12 protein-coding genes and 2 pseudogenes are annotated in these 15,203 nt (G+C 69.5%); 4 read left to right on the forward strand and 10 right to left on the reverse strand.

Going from position 1 to position 15,203, the window contains the following annotated elements; translation table 11 throughout:
• Nucleotides 1-3: 3 nt before the first annotated feature.
• Entirely contained in the window at nucleotides 4-228 is a 225-nt protein-coding gene (locus AB0I23_RS30370; protein WP_240634269.1) for a hypothetical protein, read from the forward strand.
• Nucleotides 229-272: 44 nt separating this feature from the next.
• Entirely contained in the window at nucleotides 273-641 is a 369-nt protein-coding gene (locus tag AB0I23_RS30375) for a hypothetical protein (RefSeq protein ID WP_359114061.1), read from the forward strand.
• A gap of 230 nt (nucleotides 642-871) precedes the next feature.
• On the opposite strand, the gene AB0I23_RS30380 is transcribed toward AB0I23_RS30375, so the two are convergent.
• Nucleotides 872-2,485, reverse strand: coding sequence for a tyrosine-type recombinase/integrase (locus AB0I23_RS30380; RefSeq protein ID WP_359114063.1), 1,614 nt, complete (start codon nucleotides 2,483-2,485; stop codon nucleotides 872-874).
• 82 nt (nucleotides 2,486-2,567) lie between these two features.
• Between AB0I23_RS30380 and AB0I23_RS30385 the strand changes: the two genes are divergently transcribed.
• Nucleotides 2,568-2,801 carry a helix-turn-helix transcriptional regulator gene (locus tag AB0I23_RS30385; protein ID WP_359114064.1) on the forward strand — a complete coding sequence of 78 codons (234 nt, stop codon included), beginning with the start codon at nucleotides 2,568-2,570 and terminating at the stop codon, nucleotides 2,799-2,801.
• 64 nt (nucleotides 2,802-2,865) lie between these two features.
• Here AB0I23_RS30385 and AB0I23_RS30390 read toward each other — a convergent pair.
• Nucleotides 2,866-3,805 (reverse strand): annotated as a pseudogene (locus tag AB0I23_RS30390) (ISAs1 family transposase); the annotation flags it as partial.
• A 6-nt stretch (nucleotides 3,806-3,811) separates the two neighbouring features.
• Between AB0I23_RS30390 and AB0I23_RS30395 the strand changes: the two are divergent.
• Nucleotides 3,812-4,399, forward strand: a pseudogene (locus tag AB0I23_RS30395) (TIGR03842 family LLM class F420-dependent oxidoreductase); the annotation flags it as partial.
• Nucleotides 4,400-4,436: 37 nt separating this feature from the next.
• Here AB0I23_RS30395 and AB0I23_RS30400 read toward each other — a convergent pair.
• The 8 genes from AB0I23_RS30400 to AB0I23_RS30435 form a co-directional block, all read right to left on the reverse strand.
• Nucleotides 4,437-5,597: an FIST signal transduction protein gene (locus AB0I23_RS30400; RefSeq protein ID WP_359114066.1), complete on the reverse strand. Its 1,161-nt coding sequence runs from the start codon at nucleotides 5,595-5,597 to the stop codon at nucleotides 4,437-4,439.
• Entirely contained in the window at nucleotides 5,594-5,953 is a 360-nt protein-coding gene (locus AB0I23_RS30405) for a hypothetical protein (RefSeq protein WP_359114068.1), read from the reverse strand. Before AB0I23_RS30405 ends, AB0I23_RS30400 begins: the two co-directional genes overlap by 4 nt.
• 827 nt (nucleotides 5,954-6,780) lie before the next feature.
• A complete protein-coding gene (locus tag AB0I23_RS30410; RefSeq protein WP_359114070.1) occupies nucleotides 6,781-7,710 on the reverse strand; it encodes an SDR family NAD(P)-dependent oxidoreductase in 930 nt (309 codons plus the stop codon).
• A 39-nt stretch (nucleotides 7,711-7,749) separates the two neighbouring features.
• The gene (locus AB0I23_RS30415) at nucleotides 7,750-9,003 is read right to left on the reverse strand and encodes a hypothetical protein (protein ID WP_359114072.1); all 1,254 of its coding nucleotides are present in this window, start codon (nucleotides 9,001-9,003) and stop codon (nucleotides 7,750-7,752) included.
• A 156-nt stretch (nucleotides 9,004-9,159) separates the two neighbouring features.
• Nucleotides 9,160-10,494, reverse strand: coding sequence for a dihydrolipoamide acetyltransferase family protein (locus tag AB0I23_RS30420; protein WP_359114074.1), 1,335 nt, complete (start codon nucleotides 10,492-10,494; stop codon nucleotides 9,160-9,162).
• Entirely contained in the window at nucleotides 10,494-12,677 is a 2,184-nt protein-coding gene (locus AB0I23_RS30425) for an alpha-ketoacid dehydrogenase subunit alpha/beta (RefSeq protein ID WP_359114076.1), read from the reverse strand. The genes AB0I23_RS30420 and AB0I23_RS30425 overlap by 1 nt, the downstream gene beginning before the upstream one ends.
• 84 nt (nucleotides 12,678-12,761) lie before the next feature.
• The gene (locus AB0I23_RS30430) at nucleotides 12,762-14,021 is read right to left on the reverse strand and encodes a M24 family metallopeptidase (protein WP_359114078.1); all 1,260 of its coding nucleotides are present in this window, start codon (nucleotides 14,019-14,021) and stop codon (nucleotides 12,762-12,764) included.
• Between the two features lie 50 nt (nucleotides 14,022-14,071).
• Nucleotides 14,072-15,199, reverse strand: coding sequence for a 12-oxophytodienoate reductase (locus tag AB0I23_RS30435; protein ID WP_436847023.1), 1,128 nt, complete (start codon nucleotides 15,197-15,199; stop codon nucleotides 14,072-14,074).
• Nucleotides 15,200-15,203: the final 4 nt, after the last annotated feature.

Here is a 15,203-nt window from a genome sequence, read left to right on the forward strand (position 1 = left end):
TTCGTGGGCGAGGAAATCGGACCCACGAGTGACCCCGACGACGTTGCGGGGGCCAACTTCATCCTCTTGTTCGCCGCCGTCTTTCTGCTGGCCGCCGCCGTGGTGTCCCGCAGGTGGAAGGCCGCCTGGGGAGTGTCCCTGAGTCTTCTGGTAGTGCTCATCGTGGTCTGGACCCAGGTTCCTTCCCTGATCGAGCACTGGAATTTCGAGGGTCCGCGCCGGTTCTGAGCGAACGGCACGTCCGTGCAGGCACACCTGCACGGGTGATGAACATGCGGGCACTCGTGGACGTGGTGGTGGTCGCTTCGGCCGTGTCGGCCCTCGCGATCACCCCGCGTGTCCTGGCCCGCCGCCCCGGCCCTCCGGCCGCGGCGGCGGGCCGCTCCGTCTCACCCGCCGCCGCGCCGGCGCTGGTGACCGGTCTGGTCTACGTCAATCAGGTGCTGTTCACGGTGTACGTGCTGCACGTGCACGACGGCGACCCGTCCTTCATCTCGCGCTATCTGCCCGCCGGTTGGTTCGACCTGGCGTCGGCGAACCCCGCCCTGGCCGAGTCCGGCGTGATCGCCGCGCTGGAGGAGACACCCCGGACAGGTCTTGTGTCGGGGAGCAACACCGCCATCGACGCGGTCTTCGCGTAGCCCGGGACGCTCCGGGAACAGCTCCGTTCCGGCCCAAAGTCCCCGAGAAATCCCACAGGGCCGCTACGCCCGTTCCCGACACGCATTTGCGCAGGTCAGACCGGGCGCGGCTATCTGTCAGAGAACGCTTAGATGTCGCGGAACTCCTATACGACGTATCTGACCTGCGCAAACGAACCCGTCCGAAGATCATCTTGCACGGTCGTTGCACAAGCCGAACAGCGCAGGAGTCACGCGGCCCTCGTGTAGGCGCTCTGGACCGCGATGCGGATCTTGGAACCGGCTCCCACGATCCGGTGCACGTACTTACGCAGAGTAAAGGCAGGATCGGCGTGTCCGAGCCGATCCGCGAGCGTGTACACGTCTACCCCGCCGTTGATCATCATCGACGCGTACAGGTGTCGGAGGGCGTGCATCATCATGTCGCGGGACTTCTCCCAGCGCCGTCCCTTCGCGTTGGGGTCGAGGGGCTTGATGAGGCCGGCCGCCGCCAGAGCAGGCTTCCAGCGGTAGGAGTTGAACCAATTCGACTGAATGGCGGTCTTCTCTCGAGTGTAGAAGATCAGCTGCACCGTGACCGGGTCGCCGCCTTTGCTGCCCCACGGTCGGGTCACCTCGACGGGCGGGTACTTCTCCATGTGCTCGCGCAGGGGGATGGCCACGTCGTCGGTCAGTTCGACCCACCGGTCCTTCGGGTCCTCGTCGCCTCCCCCTTTGGGGAGGGCGTATGCCAGGAACGAGCCGTCGTGGACTACTTGCCGTTGCACGTGCACCATCGGGCCGTCCGGATGTGCCCAATCGATGTCGTCTGGTGACAGGCCGAATATTTCTCCTTGACGGAGGCCCAGGCCGCGACCGCAGTCGACGAGTGCCTTGTAGCGGTCGGGAAGTTCGGCCCGGATCTTCTCGGTGTCCTCCCACGTCAGGGTCAGCTCTGCCCGGCCGCCATCTCCTCGCTTCGGCTTGGCGTCCTGCACTGATTTGGCGAGGCATGGATTTTTGGGTATCAGGCTGTCGTCCACAGCCAGGTCAAAGACAGCCCGAAGATTGTCGAAGACCAGGCGCAGCGTGGAACTTTCGAGCAGCCGACGACGGTCGTGTAGCCAGTTCAGCAAAGACGACGCGTTCACGTCCTTTACACGCATCTTCCCAACTGCGGTAGGGACGATGTGTAGGTGAACCCGCTCCCTGTGGCGTCGGTATGTGCGCGGGTTCTTGTGCTCGTGCCCCTTGAGCCACGTGAGGGCGAGTTCACCGACCCTGACCTCTCCGGCGCGAGGGTTGATATATGACCCGTCGTCCACTCCGGACCGCATCTTGGTCTCGTGCCTGCGGGCTTCGGCCTCGGTGCGGAACAACTCCGTCTGCTGGATACCTTCCCGGTTACGCCAACGGGCCTGCCACCGCTTCCCGACCCCATGATCCATCGTCGGAACCTTGCCGTGTTCCCTGCAGGTCGACGCTCCGGCTTTCGGGCGTGACTTGTGCCAACGGTCGTACGGCATGGACTTAACTCCTAATTGTCGGGCGGCCTTGATGTTGTTGGTGGGGTTCTCTCGTATCAGGGTCGTCATCGAGGGTGAAATCGTGTGGTCGTTCATCGCGGCTTGATTGAATGGAATGTTGATCCAGGGAAACGGAAATGTCAAACGTATTTTCTGGGTTATTGCGACATGGGGATCCAGAGTGGTGGGGAAGGATCTCGCCCTAGCTGAATCCTCGCTGAGGTATCGGTGAGGATTCAGCGAGCCCTCGCCGAGGGTTCGCTGGTGTCTTTCGAGAGTTCTGCAGAGTCTCAGGAATTTCACGGCAAGCCCTTTTATTTGGCGCGGCTGGAATCTCATGTCACTGTTCCGTGCACCGCCACAGTGGGCAATCGCTCGCGTGGTTCTTTCCTGCCCGATTCCGAGCCGTTCTGGAGCACCCATGCGTCGAACCACTGCCCGTGCGGCAGAAGCCGCCAGTGATGCGGGGGACCGCCGCCCGCTGATGAGCGCTGAGGAACTGGCCCACTTCCTCGGCGTGCCGCTGAACACGGTCTACGTATGGAATCACCGACGCCAGGGTCCGCGAGCCCACAAGGTCGGCCGCTATTTGCGCTACCGCTGGCCGGAGGTGGAGGCATGGCTGGAAGCTCAGGTGGTGGATCGCGCGGTCTGAATTGGTGGAATAGGCCTGTGCCTTTGTGTCAGGGCCCCGGCGTGTGCCGGAGATGTCCGGTTGATCACGTGAGGCCGTAAAGGCTGAGAGTGCGGTGGCGGTCGGTGTGGGCCCGGCGTCCGGCGGCAATGTTGACGTAGCCGGCCAGGTCCAGGGCGCCACGGATCAGGTCGCGGATCGCGGCGAGGACAGCGGGCGTGTTATGAGTCCTGACCTGGGATTTGTCTTCGTTGAAGGTGACATCTCGGCACCAGTGGACGGTGTTCTCCACGGTCCAGTGGCCCCGGGCCCAGGTGGCGATCTCGGCGGCGGTGGCCTGTTCGGCGGGCAGGTCAGTGATCGCGTAGACGGTCTCGGTGGACCACTTCTTCGCACCGTAGAGGCGGCGCTTGCGGCGGATGCGCAGGACCTGGGCGGCGTAGGGGAAGAGCAGGCCCGCGACGCTGACCACCTGGACGTGTCGCTCCTCGTCGCGGCCATGACCCGGGGCGTCGTCGCGGTGGATGACCGGCACCTGCTTCCAGGGCAGGGCCTGCAGCTGGTGGGCCAGGTTCTTCTGGTTGCCCTTGACAGTCAGAAGGTAGTGGGCGCCACGTTCGTGCAGGTAGATGGCGTGGGTGCGTTGTGCCTGCAAGGCATCCACGGTGATGACGGCGCCGGTCAGGACCGCGTCGTCGATCTGTTCCAACAGGGGCTGGAACTCCCGGATTTCGTTGGTCTTCGCGCCGATCTCGCGGGAGGCGAGGGTGGTGCCGTCGCCGTGCCGGACCGCGGAGAGGACGAAGACTTGACTGCCGTCGTCGCGCTTGGCTCCGCGCCTTGCCGTCGATCTCGATCGCCCGGCGCCGCGTGCGGGCGGGACCGGTGGTCAGGAACGCCTGGTGGGCGCGGCGTTGTTCACGCTCGATGCCGCCGTGCGGCATCTGCCGGGTCGGGGCCACGGGCGTATCGGAGAGCAAGGGGTGCAGATAGGCGTACCCGGCCGCGCTCAGCTCGGCGGGATCGCACCCAACGGGAAGCTGCCGGTGTGGATGGCGGCCTACGGGCCCAAGGCGCTCGCCCTCGCCGGGCAGAAGGCCGACGGCTTCATCCTCCAGCTCGCCGACCCGTTCCCGACCGAGTGGATGGTCAAGGCCGTCCGGGAGACGGCGCGGGAGGCCGGCCGCGATCCCGACGCGCTCACCGTCTGCGTCGCCGCCCCCGCGTACGTGACGGCCGACGACTCCCCGGCGGCGCTGGCGCACGCCCGCGAGCAGTGCCGCTGGTTCGGCGGCATGGTCGGCGACCACGTCGCCGACCTGGTGTCCAAGTACGGCGAGCACTCCGCCATGGTCCCGGACGAGCTCACCGCGTACACCAAGGACCGGCAGGGCTACGACTACTCCCACCACGGCCGCGCCGACAACCCCGACACCACCTTCGTGCCCGACGAGATCGTCGACCGCTTCTGCCTCCTCGGCCCCGCCGAGGCCCACATCGAGAAGCTGCGGCACCTCAAGGACCTCGGCGTCGATCAGTTTGCCGTCTACGACATGCACGACAACCGCGAGGGGACCATCGACGCGTACGGCACCGACATCATCCCGTCCTTCGTTTGACGCTCGTAGACGCTGGGCGGCACGTTGGTTGCTGCCCTCACTGCCCGGGACCGAAAACCACCCCCGTCAGGGTCTGGTTGACGTGTCCGAGCCAGCTCTCGCCGTACGTGTGGAAGCCGGCCGTAGGGATGCCGTCCAGCGCAGAGGGGAAGGCCGCCGAGAGGTTCTTGGCGTCCATCTCCAGGCGCCGGAATCCGCAGTTGAACAGGACCGCGCCGGACGTGCCGCCGAGGTCCAGGCGTGCTCGACGGAGGGCGGTGCGGGTGTCGGCGAGCAGGTTGCCGGAGCGCATCACGTCCACCTGCATGCCGGGCAGGATCTGCGCCCAGAGCCGCAGGCTGCCATCGGGGGTGCTCGCCTGCGGGGTGCGGATCCAGGGCTGACCGTCGAGCATCAGCCCCACTGGGTGCTCCATGAAGATGTCGACGTCCAGAGACTCGACGACCACACCCACCGCGTCGGCGTAGACCTGGGCCGCAGGCCGTCCGTCGAACTCGTGCACCGTGCGGAGAGCCGGGGTGGCGCTCGTGACGCGCAGTACCGTGCCGGTCGGCGTGAAGGAACAGGTCTTGACGATCTGGAAGGGGACGGCGCTGCGGCACAGCATCAGGGCCACGCCCTCGTACGACACCTCCGCACCGACCGCCACCCAGGTGGCTTGGAGGGCGAAATCGTCGCCGGCGGAGCCGCCGACGAAGTCCAGCAGGGGTGCGGCGTTCCCCAGCATGTCGTTGACCTGCTCCTCGGCCGCGTGCATGCCGTCGACAAGGAGGAAGCCGAAGTGGTGGGTGGGGTCGATATGGCGGAGCTGGATGCGGATGCGCTCCTCCAGGGCCTGTACCGCTGCGGCGGTGCCCTCGCCCGCGTCCGCGCCGATCGTTCCGAGCACCGCCGTGGCCGTGCTGAGCACGTCGCCAGGCAGCGCTCCGGCGGAGATGCCGCCGGTGCCGTTGCGTAGGTCGGTGAACTCGCCGGCGGTGGAGCAGCCGACGACCGTGGTGCCGGGGAAGTGGCTGCTCATGGCGGGGGCGAGGACGCCGGGGTCGTACGCGCTGGAAGCGAAGTACAGGAGCGCGGTGGGCGTGCGTCCGGCCAGGCCGTGGTCGAGGTCGCGGAACAGCCGGGCGATTGCCTGTGGCGCGGGACCGGTGGCGTGGGCGCGGACAACACCGGAGCGTGAGGGAGGAGGGAAGGTCATCGGGTCGCCTTGGAGAAGAGCCGCTTCCAGCGCCGCAGCGGACCGTCGGCCGGGACGGACCTGGCTGAGGTGCCCAGGGCGGTGGCGGGATAGGACGGGTGAGTGGCGCCGTACGAGTCCGAGGTTCGGCCGGAGGTGTCCGGGCCGGGGAGGACGGAATCGGGCGCGAACGACGGCAGGGAGTAGCCCAGGACGAGCAGGATGCGCAGGACGTTGTGGACGACTGATGGGTCGGTGTGCTGGTCCGGGCGCGGATTGCGCAGGTCCGCGCCGGTGCGCAGAGCCACCCGCGTGCAGATGGCGGCGAGGGCACGCTCGTCGCCGGGGAAGTGGCGGGTGCGGAGCTCGGTGAACACGTCGCCGAGCGAGTCGACGGGCCCGGCCGTCGTGAACGCCGCACCCGTGCCGGATCGCGGCGGCTCGTCGTGACCGCCCCCCCGATCGGGCCCGTGCCGAGCCCGAGACCAGGCTCGCGCTCAACCAGGTGTAGCAGGCGATCCAATGGGAGCTGAGCAGCGAGCCCCACTCGCCCTTGTGGATCTCGTGAGCGGCGTCCAGCAACGCTCGCCCGGACGAGCGGTACCAGGCCTCCGGAAAGCCCTGGCGCTGGTGCGCGGCGCCGACCCGGCGCAGGGTCGACTCGACGACCTCCGGGGTGTCCTGGGTGAGAGCCGCCCACAGCACCGAGCGGACCAGCCCGTCGCAGAGCGGCCGCCCCTGCTGAGGAGTCAACTCCCGGATGGCGGGCAGGATGTCGATCATGCAGGCGTAGAAGAGCTCGACGAACTCGTGTTCCCTGCGGAAGAGCAGCTGACAGGAGAACTGCACGGTGCGCAGGTTCTCGGCGGACGGCCGCGGGGGAGGGGGATAGGCGTCTGTCACACCGGCTTCCAGAGCGCTGAGAGTGGATCGGATGCGCCCCGTGGCGCACGGTGCGGGGCAGCTCGTGCGGCACGGGGCGGGAGGAGCACTATGCGCCGGTCGACACACTCATAACTGTCTCGATCTGAGACATCACCACTGACGTATGTCCGCTCGCTTTCCCGCGGTCGGCCAGGTCGCCGAAGTGGGCGTCGAACGCCTTGATCAAGTCTGCGGCCCAGCGGGTGACGAGCTTCTCGCCTTCCGTCGCGCTCGCGCCGGTGGGGTCACCAAGTACAGGCAGTACCGGGGCGTCGGCCTGTCAGCCCGCGGACGCGGTGGCAGGGTCGAACGCGACGACGCCAGGCTCGATTAGCCGCGCGTCGGTGTTGGTCAGGGTGCCGTACGGCTGCAGGCGGTCGCGGAACACGTCGTCGAAGGCCCGCTCGACGTCCTGCACGGTCCAGGAGTCGCGCGTCAGCGGCTGGTCGAGGACCTGGGGGTGGGTCATCAGGTGCAGCTCGCGCCCGTTCGCGAGGCGTACGACCTGACCGTTGACGCCCTTGCTTAGGTCGGACAGCAGGTAGAGGACGATGGGCGCGTTCGTCGCGGGCGGCGGCGCGACCGCCTGCCCGCCGAAGTACTTCGTGTAGGCGGCCGTACCGGCGTCCATCATGGGGGTGGAGGCGTGCGGGGCCATGGCGTTGACACGGATGTCCCCGCCCTGGGCGCCGAACTCGTTCGCCCAGGCGTAAGTGAGCGAGGCGACCGCACCCTTGGCCGCCGCGTACGCGTTCATCATCCGCAGACCGACCTGCGCGGCCGAGGTGACGTTGACGATGGACCCGCTTCCCTGCATCGCGGCGAGCCCGTGCACCGACATGAAGTAGGTCCCGTAGACGCCGATGTCGATGTGCCGGCGGATGTCGGCCTCGGTCTCGGTGCCCGCGACCACAGGGTTCAGGTAGCCGGCGTTGTTCACCAGGCCGTCGAGCTTGCCAAAGCGTTCCACGGCGGCCGCGACGAGCTTCTCGCAGCTGTCCCAGTCGGTGACGTCGGAGACGACGGCGAGCGCCTCGCCGCCCGCGTCGTTGATCGAAGCGGCGACTGCCTCGACGGCCTCCGCGTTGATGTCCGAGATGACCACGCGCGCGCCCTCGGCGACGGCCGCGCGCGCGTACGCCTCGCCGAGACCGCGGCCTGCGCCGGTGATGAGGACGTGCTTGCCCTGGAGGACTCCCGTGCTGGTCATGGTTCAAACTCCCTTGTCTGAGCTGGTCTGGGCGTCCGGTCACTTGGACCGGTGCGGCCCGAAGCCGTTGGTCATCACCGTGTCGGTGTAGGTGGAGAGGTCGTCGGAGTCGTCCCACCACTCCGTGAAGGTCGAGTAGTCGACGTCCTGGTCGAAGCCGAGATCCTCGACCTTGTCCGTCCACCTCTCGGCGGCAGCGGTGGACTCCTCCACGAGCTCCTCGCCGTCGCGGACGGTCGAGGCGCGCAGGCCATGGAGGACCTCCTCGTTCGTCGCGGCCAGGGCCGCCCGCGCCGGTTCGTCCAGACGGGTGAACGCCCCGTCTTGCCTCTGTCGCGACCTCGGCCAGGTGGGCCAGGCTATGGCCGTGATGTTCTCCTCAAGTAGACGCTCGTGCTGTCCCGGATCAGCTGCTGGGCGACGAGGGGCAGGATCTCCTACCGGCCGTTGCTGAACGCGAGGCCGCCTCCGACGGCGGCGAACGTCGCATCGGAGTCGAACACGCCGTGAGGGGCCTCCGGCGCGACGCCACCGAGGAGGGCCGCGGGGCCGTCCGCGATGATGCAGTCGACCACCCGCGCTGCACGCTCTCGAAGAAATCGTGTAGACGATTGACGCGGGGGTAGCACCGAGTGCCTCGACCGGCTGGTTCTGGATCGTGCTGGTGGCCGCGACGGCGACCCCCAGCGTCTGCTCGAGCGAGCCGCTCTCCTCGGTGCAGAGGAGCCCGTTCGCACCGCCGCTCCAGACCGGCACAAGGGGGACGAGGCAGTGGGCGTCCCGTTCGGCCATGATCTCGAGGGTGCTGAACGCGACCTCGTTGGCCCAGGTGTTGGACTGCAACACCCCGACGACAGGCGAGCCCTCGTTGAGTATGCCCGCGTCGATGAGCGCGTTCGTCGCGGGGTAGCCGCTGGGCTCGTAGTAGATGAGGACGCTGCCGACGTCGAGCCGCCCGTCGGCGAGCGCGTCGTCGATCTCGGTCGCACCGGCCGCCGCGTTGGTGTAGGCGATCTCCAACGTGATCTTTCCGCCCGACCACTCCTCGATGCGGGCCAGGAAGTTCTCCGTGTTCAGGTGGCTCGCCGCCCCCTGCGGGGCGGGGTCTGGGCGTAGAGCTCGATCGGCTCGATGCCCTCGAACGCCGCGACGTACTGCTCCTCCGGCGGAGCCTGCGCCGGTGTCGGCGCTGCTGCCGCCCGCGCAGCGACTGGCGAGCGCGAGCAGCGCGGCGGTTGCCGCTGCGGCACCTGCTGGGCGCGTCCTTGTGCCCCGATCGTTGTGTGCAGTCATGTCCACGCCTCTGTGTGATGGGCACGAGGAGCACCGCACAGGGATGACGTCGTGACCTGGGACCGTTACCGGGAGCCTCCTCAAAACATCCGCCTTCCGAGGGTTGCTCTCACCATACGCGTGCGACTGGGCTGGGTAGGTACCCGACGGAGCGGGTCAGACCAGCAGCAGCATCGGGTTCTCGATCCGCTCGACGAACGCCGCGAGCCACTGCGCGGCGAGCGCGCCGTCGATGACGCGGTGGTCGGCCGAGAGCGTCACCGTCATCACCGTGCCCACGGCCAGCTCCCCGTCGTCCACGACGGGCACCTGGCGGGCCGCGCCGACCGCGAGGATCCCCGCCTGCGGCGGGTTGAGGATCGCGGAGAACTCCTGGCTGCCATACATGCCGAGGTTCGACACGGAGAAGGAGCCGCCCTCGAGCTCGTGCTGCTTGAGGCGCCCGGCCCGTGCGCGCTCGGCGAGGTCCTGCACCGTGCGCGCGATCTCGCTGACGGCCAGCCGGTCCACGTCGCGCACGACGGGGGTGACGAGCCCGCCCTCGATCGCGACGGCCACCGCGACGTCGACCGTGAGGTGGCGGTGCAGGACGGTCTCGCCCCAGGTGGCGTTCGCCTCCGGGACCGCACGCAGGGCTCCCGCGACGGCCTTGAGCACGAAGTCGTTGACCGACACCTTGACGTCGGCGACCGCGTTGACCTGCTTGCGCAGGGCGAACAGCTCGTCGACCCGCGCGTCCGCGACGAGGTAGAAGTGCGGCACCGAACTCTTGCTCTCGGTGAGACGGCGCGCGATCGCGCGCCGCATGGAGGTCAGCGGGACCTCCTCCACGCCGTCCGGGACTGCGGCGCCAGAAACCGGCGCAGCGGGTACCGGTACTGGTGCCGCGACGGGCGACGCAGCCGCTGCAGGCTCGGCGCCGGACGCCGCCGTGTGCGTGGGGACGTCGCGTCCCTCCGGGACCGCACTCTCGATGTCACGGCGCACGATCCGGCCGTTCGGTCCCGTCCCCGTGATCGTGGCGAGGTCGATGCCGCGCTCCTTCGCCAGCCTGCGCACGAGCGGGCTGGAAAAGGGTCGGCCGAAGGGATCGCCCGGCCCCCCGGGGGTTGGGCAGGACTGCGGCACGGCGCTCGCGGTCCCTGCCGCCGCCGAGAGGGCGGCAGGCGCAGGCGCAGCGGCCGCGGGGGAGAAGGCGGCCGGTGCCGAGACCACCGGGGCGTCCCCGTCGGGCACCCCCTCGACGGCCTCGCCCGGCGCGCCGACCGCGACGATCGGGTCCCCGACCGCGACGGGGGCTCCCTCGTCGGCGAAGACGTGCAGCACGGTCCCCTCGACCTCGGAGGCGTACTCGACGACCGCCTTGTCGGTCTCGATCTCGGCGAGGGCTGTGCCGACGACGATCTCCTGGCCGAGCGCGACCAGCCAGGTGGTGATCGCGGCCTCGGTGGTGCCGGCGAGCACCTCGGGCATGCGCACGACGGTGGCCATCAGGCACCCCCCATCCCGGCGCGGACCTGCTCGATCCCCGCGATGACCTCTTCGGTGCGGGCGATCGCGGCGCGCTCGAGCACCTTGGAGATGCTGGGGCTGGCCTCCGAGCCGGTGACCCGCTGTACGGGCTGGTCGAGCCAGTCGAAGAGGCGGCGTTGGATCTCGTCGGCGAGCCAGCCGCCGTACGAGGTGCCCTCGGCACCCTGCTCGACGATCAGCACGGCGTTGGTCTTCTTCACCGACGCCTCGATGGTCTCCCAGTCGATCGAGGCGCGGTCGAGCCAGCGCAGGTCGACGACGTCGGCGTCGAGACCGGTCTCCTCGACCGACTCCAGGACGTAGTGGACCATCGACAGGTAGCTGATGATCGTGACGTCGGAGCCCTCGCGCCGCAGTGCGGCCTTGCCGAACGGCAGCTGGTAGTCGAGGTCCTCGGGGACCTCGTCGGCCCGGGCGTACAGGTCGACGTGCTCGATCACGAGCACCGGGTCCTCCAGGGCGAGCGCGGCGTTCATCAGACCGACGTAGTCGGCGGCCGTCGACGGTGCGACGATCCGCCAGCCGGGGCTGGTCGCGAAGACGCCCGCGGGGTCCATGAGGTGCTGGGAGCCGTACCCGGAGCCCATCGCGACCTTGGTGCGCAGCACGAGCGGCACGGGGTTGACGCCGCCGAACATGTGGCGGGCCTTGCCGATCTGGTTGAAGACCTGGTCGGCGGCGACCCACATGAAGTCGGGGTACATGAACTCGACCACGGGGCGGAAGCGGCCGTCGAGCGCAAGGCCGCCCCCGAGTCCGACGAAGGCGTTCTCGCTGATCGGGGTGCCGAGGACCCGCTCGGGGAAGCGCTTGGCCAGGCCTTTGGTAGCACCGTTGGTGCCACCGCCGAGGCGGTGCACGTCCTCGCCCATGACGACGATCCGGTCGTCCTGCTCCATGCGGCGGCCCATCACGGCCGAGACGGCGTCGATGAACTTGCCGCCCTTGCCGGTGAACGGAGCGGTCGCCGGGTCGAGCGTGCGCGCACCGTCCAGCTCGCTGGTGTCGCCGCGCAGGCCGACGTCGACGAACTCGGGCTCGGGCCACAGCTCGGGGCGGATGCGCCGCTTGCCGTCGGTATCCGGGTCGGCCTCGAGCAACTGCGCGGCGACCTCCCGCATCGCCTGCTGCGTCTGCTCGCGCACCGAGGCGACCTCGGCCTCGTTCACCAGGCCCAGCCCCTGCATCTCGGCGGCGACGCGCAGCAGCGGGTCGCGCTCGCGCCAGGCATCCTCCTCGTCCTTGGTGCGGTAGCCGAAGGCGCTGCCGGGGTAGGGGCCGTTCTGGTGGAAGAAGCGGTACACCGTGGCCTCGATGACGGCCGGGCCCTCCCCCGCACGCATCCGCTCGGCGGCCTCGGTCGTCGCAAGGTGCACGGCGAGGGGGTCCATGCCGTCGACGCGCCAGCCCGGCACGCCGAAGCCCTGGCCGCGCACCGACAGACGGGTGTCGGCGGTGATCTCGGAGACGTGCGTGGAGACGCCGTAGAGGTTGTTCTCGATGAAGAACCCGGTGGGGAGCTTCCACGTGGCGGCGAGGTTCATGCTCTCGAGCACAGAGCCGATCTGGCTGGCTCCGTCGCCGAAGTAGTTGATTGTCAGGTCGGTGGTGCCCGCGTGCTTCTGCGCCCACGCGTTGCCGGTGGCCATCGGGGCGCCGCCGCCCACGATCGCGTTGGTGCCGAGCGCCCCCGCCTCGAACCACTGCAGGTGCATCGACCCGCCGCGCCCACGGCAGTACCCCTGCGCGAGACCGAGGATCTCGGCGAGGGTCTTCTGCAGGACGTCGCGTATCTCGGTCGTGACGAGGGTGGTGAGGTCGGAGCGGACGCCGCCCACGTGGGTCAGCGCCTTCGCCAGGAACTGGTGGTGCCCGCGGTGGGACCCGTTGACGGCGTCCGTCGAGCGCAGGCCGATGATCGAGCCGACCGCGCCGCCCTCCTGGCCGATGCTCGAGTGGGCAGGCCCGTGGACGAGCCCCTCGCCGGCGAGCTCCAGCACGGTCTCCTCGAAGGCGCGGACCAGGTGCAGCTGTGCCAGCATGCCCGCGAGGAGCGCCGGGTCGGCGCGCTTCCAGTCCGCGGGGGTGGTGCTCAGCTCGACCCACGGGGTCTGTGTGTCGAGTCGGCGATGCTTCGCCATGGTCGTCCCTTCAACGCACGCCAGCGTGCGCGTCGTCCTCGTGGAAGTGGTGCGGGTCGGGTGGAAGAAGGTGCCCCGCCGGTCTCAGCCGACGGTCTGGATCATCTCTTCGCGCTTGTAGTGGTCGAGCAGCTCGGCGCCGTCGGCGGTGATCACGAGGAGGTTCTCGAGCCGGACGCCGCCCACACGGTGCTGCCCCTCGATGCCCTCGATCGCGATGACCATGCCTTCCTTGATCTGCTCGGGGTGGTCGAAGGACCACTCGCGGGTGATCACCGGGGGGTTGTAGTGGATGGCGCGCGAACCGGCGTTGACCAGGCCGACCCCGTGCCCGAGCTCGAGGCTGAAGCACTCGGTCTCGGACCCGAAGCCCAGCTCTTCGGCGGGGGCGAGCACGGCCGCGACGTCCGCGGTGCTCGCGCCGGGGCGCATCAGGGAGATCGCGTGGTCGAGGCGGTCGGTGAGCTTCGCGTACGACGAACTCTCCGCCGCGGATGGCGCGCGGCCGACGATGAACTGGCGGTACAGGCACGCGGTGTAGCCCATGTAGGACGTCCCGCAGGTCAGCAGGTAGGCGAGGTCGCCGTACTCGACGATGCGGTCGCCGCCGCTGATGCCCCGCGGGAAAGACAGCGGGCCCGACAGCAGGCGGGCCGCGCCGATCTCGGCGCCCGCGTCCTCGATGGCGCGGCGGGCTGCGGTCGAGAGCTGTGCCTGGCGGACGCCGGGGCGCAGGTTCGCACGGACTGTCTCGTAGCCGGCGGTCGTCAGGCTGGCGGCCATGGAGATGCAGGCGATCTCGTCGGCCGTCTTGACGGTCCCGCACTCGAGCAGCAGCGGCAGGCCCGGGACCGTGTCGATGCCCGCGGCGTGGAGAGCACGCATCCCCGCCTCGTCGATCTCGCTCACGGCGAGCTGCTCGCCCGTGAGGGACCGCTCGGCGAGTTCGTCACGGATCTGCGCGGCGAAGGCGACGGACAGCTCCGCGATCGCCGACGCAGGGGCCACCCCGCCCAGCCAGGAGATGGCCGGACGCCACTCGGGCACCCACGGCGCCTGGTCGGGCATCTGCTGCAGGGAGCCCGCGGGGGAGAACACGACCGGGTCGCCCTCGGCGAAGAACAGGGCGTAGCCGGTCTGCAGCTGGTACTCCCCCCAGTGGAACCCCGTCAGGTAGCGAACGTTGTCGGCCCCGGCCAGCAGGAGCGCCGGCACACCCTTCTCGTGCATCAGGGCTCGCATCCGGTCCGCGCGCTCGCGGCGCATCCGGTCGACGTCCACGCCGACGTGGAGCTCGGAGCGGGCGGGGCCGAAGTGCAGCTTCTGGTGGTGTCGAGGGTGCATCGGGTGCCTTTCTCCGTGTACTGGTACCGCGCGGGGCGGGGAAGGTGGGCTCAGGCGCCGCTGAGCGTGTGCCGGCTCCGGTCGAACGGGACGACTCGGTCGAGCGCGCCGTCGCGGACTTTCTCGACCCACGCGGGGTCGGCGATCAGGGCGCGGCCGAGGGCGACCACGTCGAACTCGCCGGCGTCGAACTGCTCGGCGAGCAGCTCGAGGCGTTCCTCGAGCGACTCGCGGATCACGACGGGCACCTTCTCGGCAGAGGATCCGGCGCCGCGGAACTCGGTGTCGACCCCGACGGACCCGACGGTGATGACGCCGGCCCCGGTGAGGTGCTTCGCCCACCCGGCCAGGCTGAGCGTTGGGTCGTCCTCGGGGAACTCGGGCAGCCAGTGGCGCCGGGTGGAGGCATGGAGGATGTCCACCCCGGCGTCGACCAGCGGTACGAGGAGGCTTTCGAGCGCGCGGGGAGTCTCGGCGATGCGTTCCGTGTAGCGGTCGGCCTTCCACTGCGAGAAGCGGAAGACGATCGCGAGGTCGTCGCCCACGGCGCCCCGCACGGCCTTCACGACCTCCGTCGGCAGGACGGTGCGGCTGCCGTAGCGGTCCTCGCGCTGATTAGTGCGGTGCCAGAGGAACTCGTCGAGCAGGTAGCCGTGGGCGCCGTGCAGCTCGACCCCGTCGAACCCGATCCTGCGGGCGAGCGCGGCCGCCTCGGCGAAGCCCGCGACGACCGCGTCGATCCCGGCGGTCGTCAGGGGCTCGCCGAGCGGTCTCCCGTCGAGGTCGAGGCCGGACGGCGACTGCGGTGGCACCCCCGGGTTGAGCGGGGAGGCGGGGCCACGCAGCGCCCCGACGTGCCAGAGCTGCGAGACGATCGCCGAGCCCTCGGCGTGCACGGCGTCGACGACCTGTCTCCAGCCGTCGGCCGCGGCCTCGGTGAGGTGCGGCACCGTCACCCTGTGCCCTGACGCCTCGCCGCCGACGTATGTGCCCTCGGTGATGATCAGCGCGGCCCCGCCCGCAGCGCGGGCCCGGTAGTGCTCGGCGTTCTCGGCCACGGGGATCCCGCCCGGTGACATCTCGCGGGTCATCGGGGCGAGCGCGAACCGGTTGCGCAGGTGGAGCGACCTGACGTCCAGGGGCGAGTGCAGCGCATCCAGGGTGCCGCGGGTGTGCATGCCC

Source organism: Streptomyces atratus, from assembly GCF_040655115.1.
GTDB classification, from domain to species: domain Bacteria; phylum Actinomycetota; class Actinomycetes; order Streptomycetales; family Streptomycetaceae; genus Streptomyces; species Streptomyces atratus_D.

Bases quoted from the DNA above. Each gene is read 5' to 3' on its own strand.
- AB0I23_RS30435 (WP_436847023.1), bottom strand. From the start codon at position 15,199: ATGCACACCCGCGGCACCCTGGATGCGCTGCACTCGCCCCTGGACGTC.
- AB0I23_RS30375 (WP_359114061.1), top strand. From the start codon at position 273: ATGCGGGCACTCGTGGACGTGGTGGTGGTCGCTTCGGCCGTGTCGGCC.
- AB0I23_RS30415 (WP_359114072.1), bottom strand. From the start codon at position 9,003: ATGACTGCACACAACGATCGGGGCACAAGGACGCGCCCAGCAGGTGCC.
- AB0I23_RS30425 (WP_359114076.1), bottom strand. From the start codon at position 12,677: ATGGCGAAGCATCGCCGACTCGACACACAGACCCCGTGGGTCGAGCTG.
- AB0I23_RS30400 (WP_359114066.1), bottom strand. From the start codon at position 5,597: ATGACCTTCCCTCCTCCCTCACGCTCCGGTGTTGTCCGCGCCCACGCC.
- AB0I23_RS30380 (WP_359114063.1), bottom strand. From the start codon at position 2,485: ATGAGATTCCAGCCGCGCCAAATAAAAGGGCTTGCCGTGAAATTCCTG.
- AB0I23_RS30385 (WP_359114064.1), top strand. From the start codon at position 2,568: ATGCGTCGAACCACTGCCCGTGCGGCAGAAGCCGCCAGTGATGCGGGG.
- AB0I23_RS30410 (WP_359114070.1), bottom strand. From the start codon at position 7,710: ATGACCAGCACGGGAGTCCTCCAGGGCAAGCACGTCCTCATCACCGGC.
- AB0I23_RS30430 (WP_359114078.1), bottom strand. From the start codon at position 14,021: ATGCACCCTCGACACCACCAGAAGCTGCACTTCGGCCCCGCCCGCTCC.
- AB0I23_RS30420 (WP_359114074.1), bottom strand. From the start codon at position 10,494: ATGGCCACCGTCGTGCGCATGCCCGAGGTGCTCGCCGGCACCACCGAG.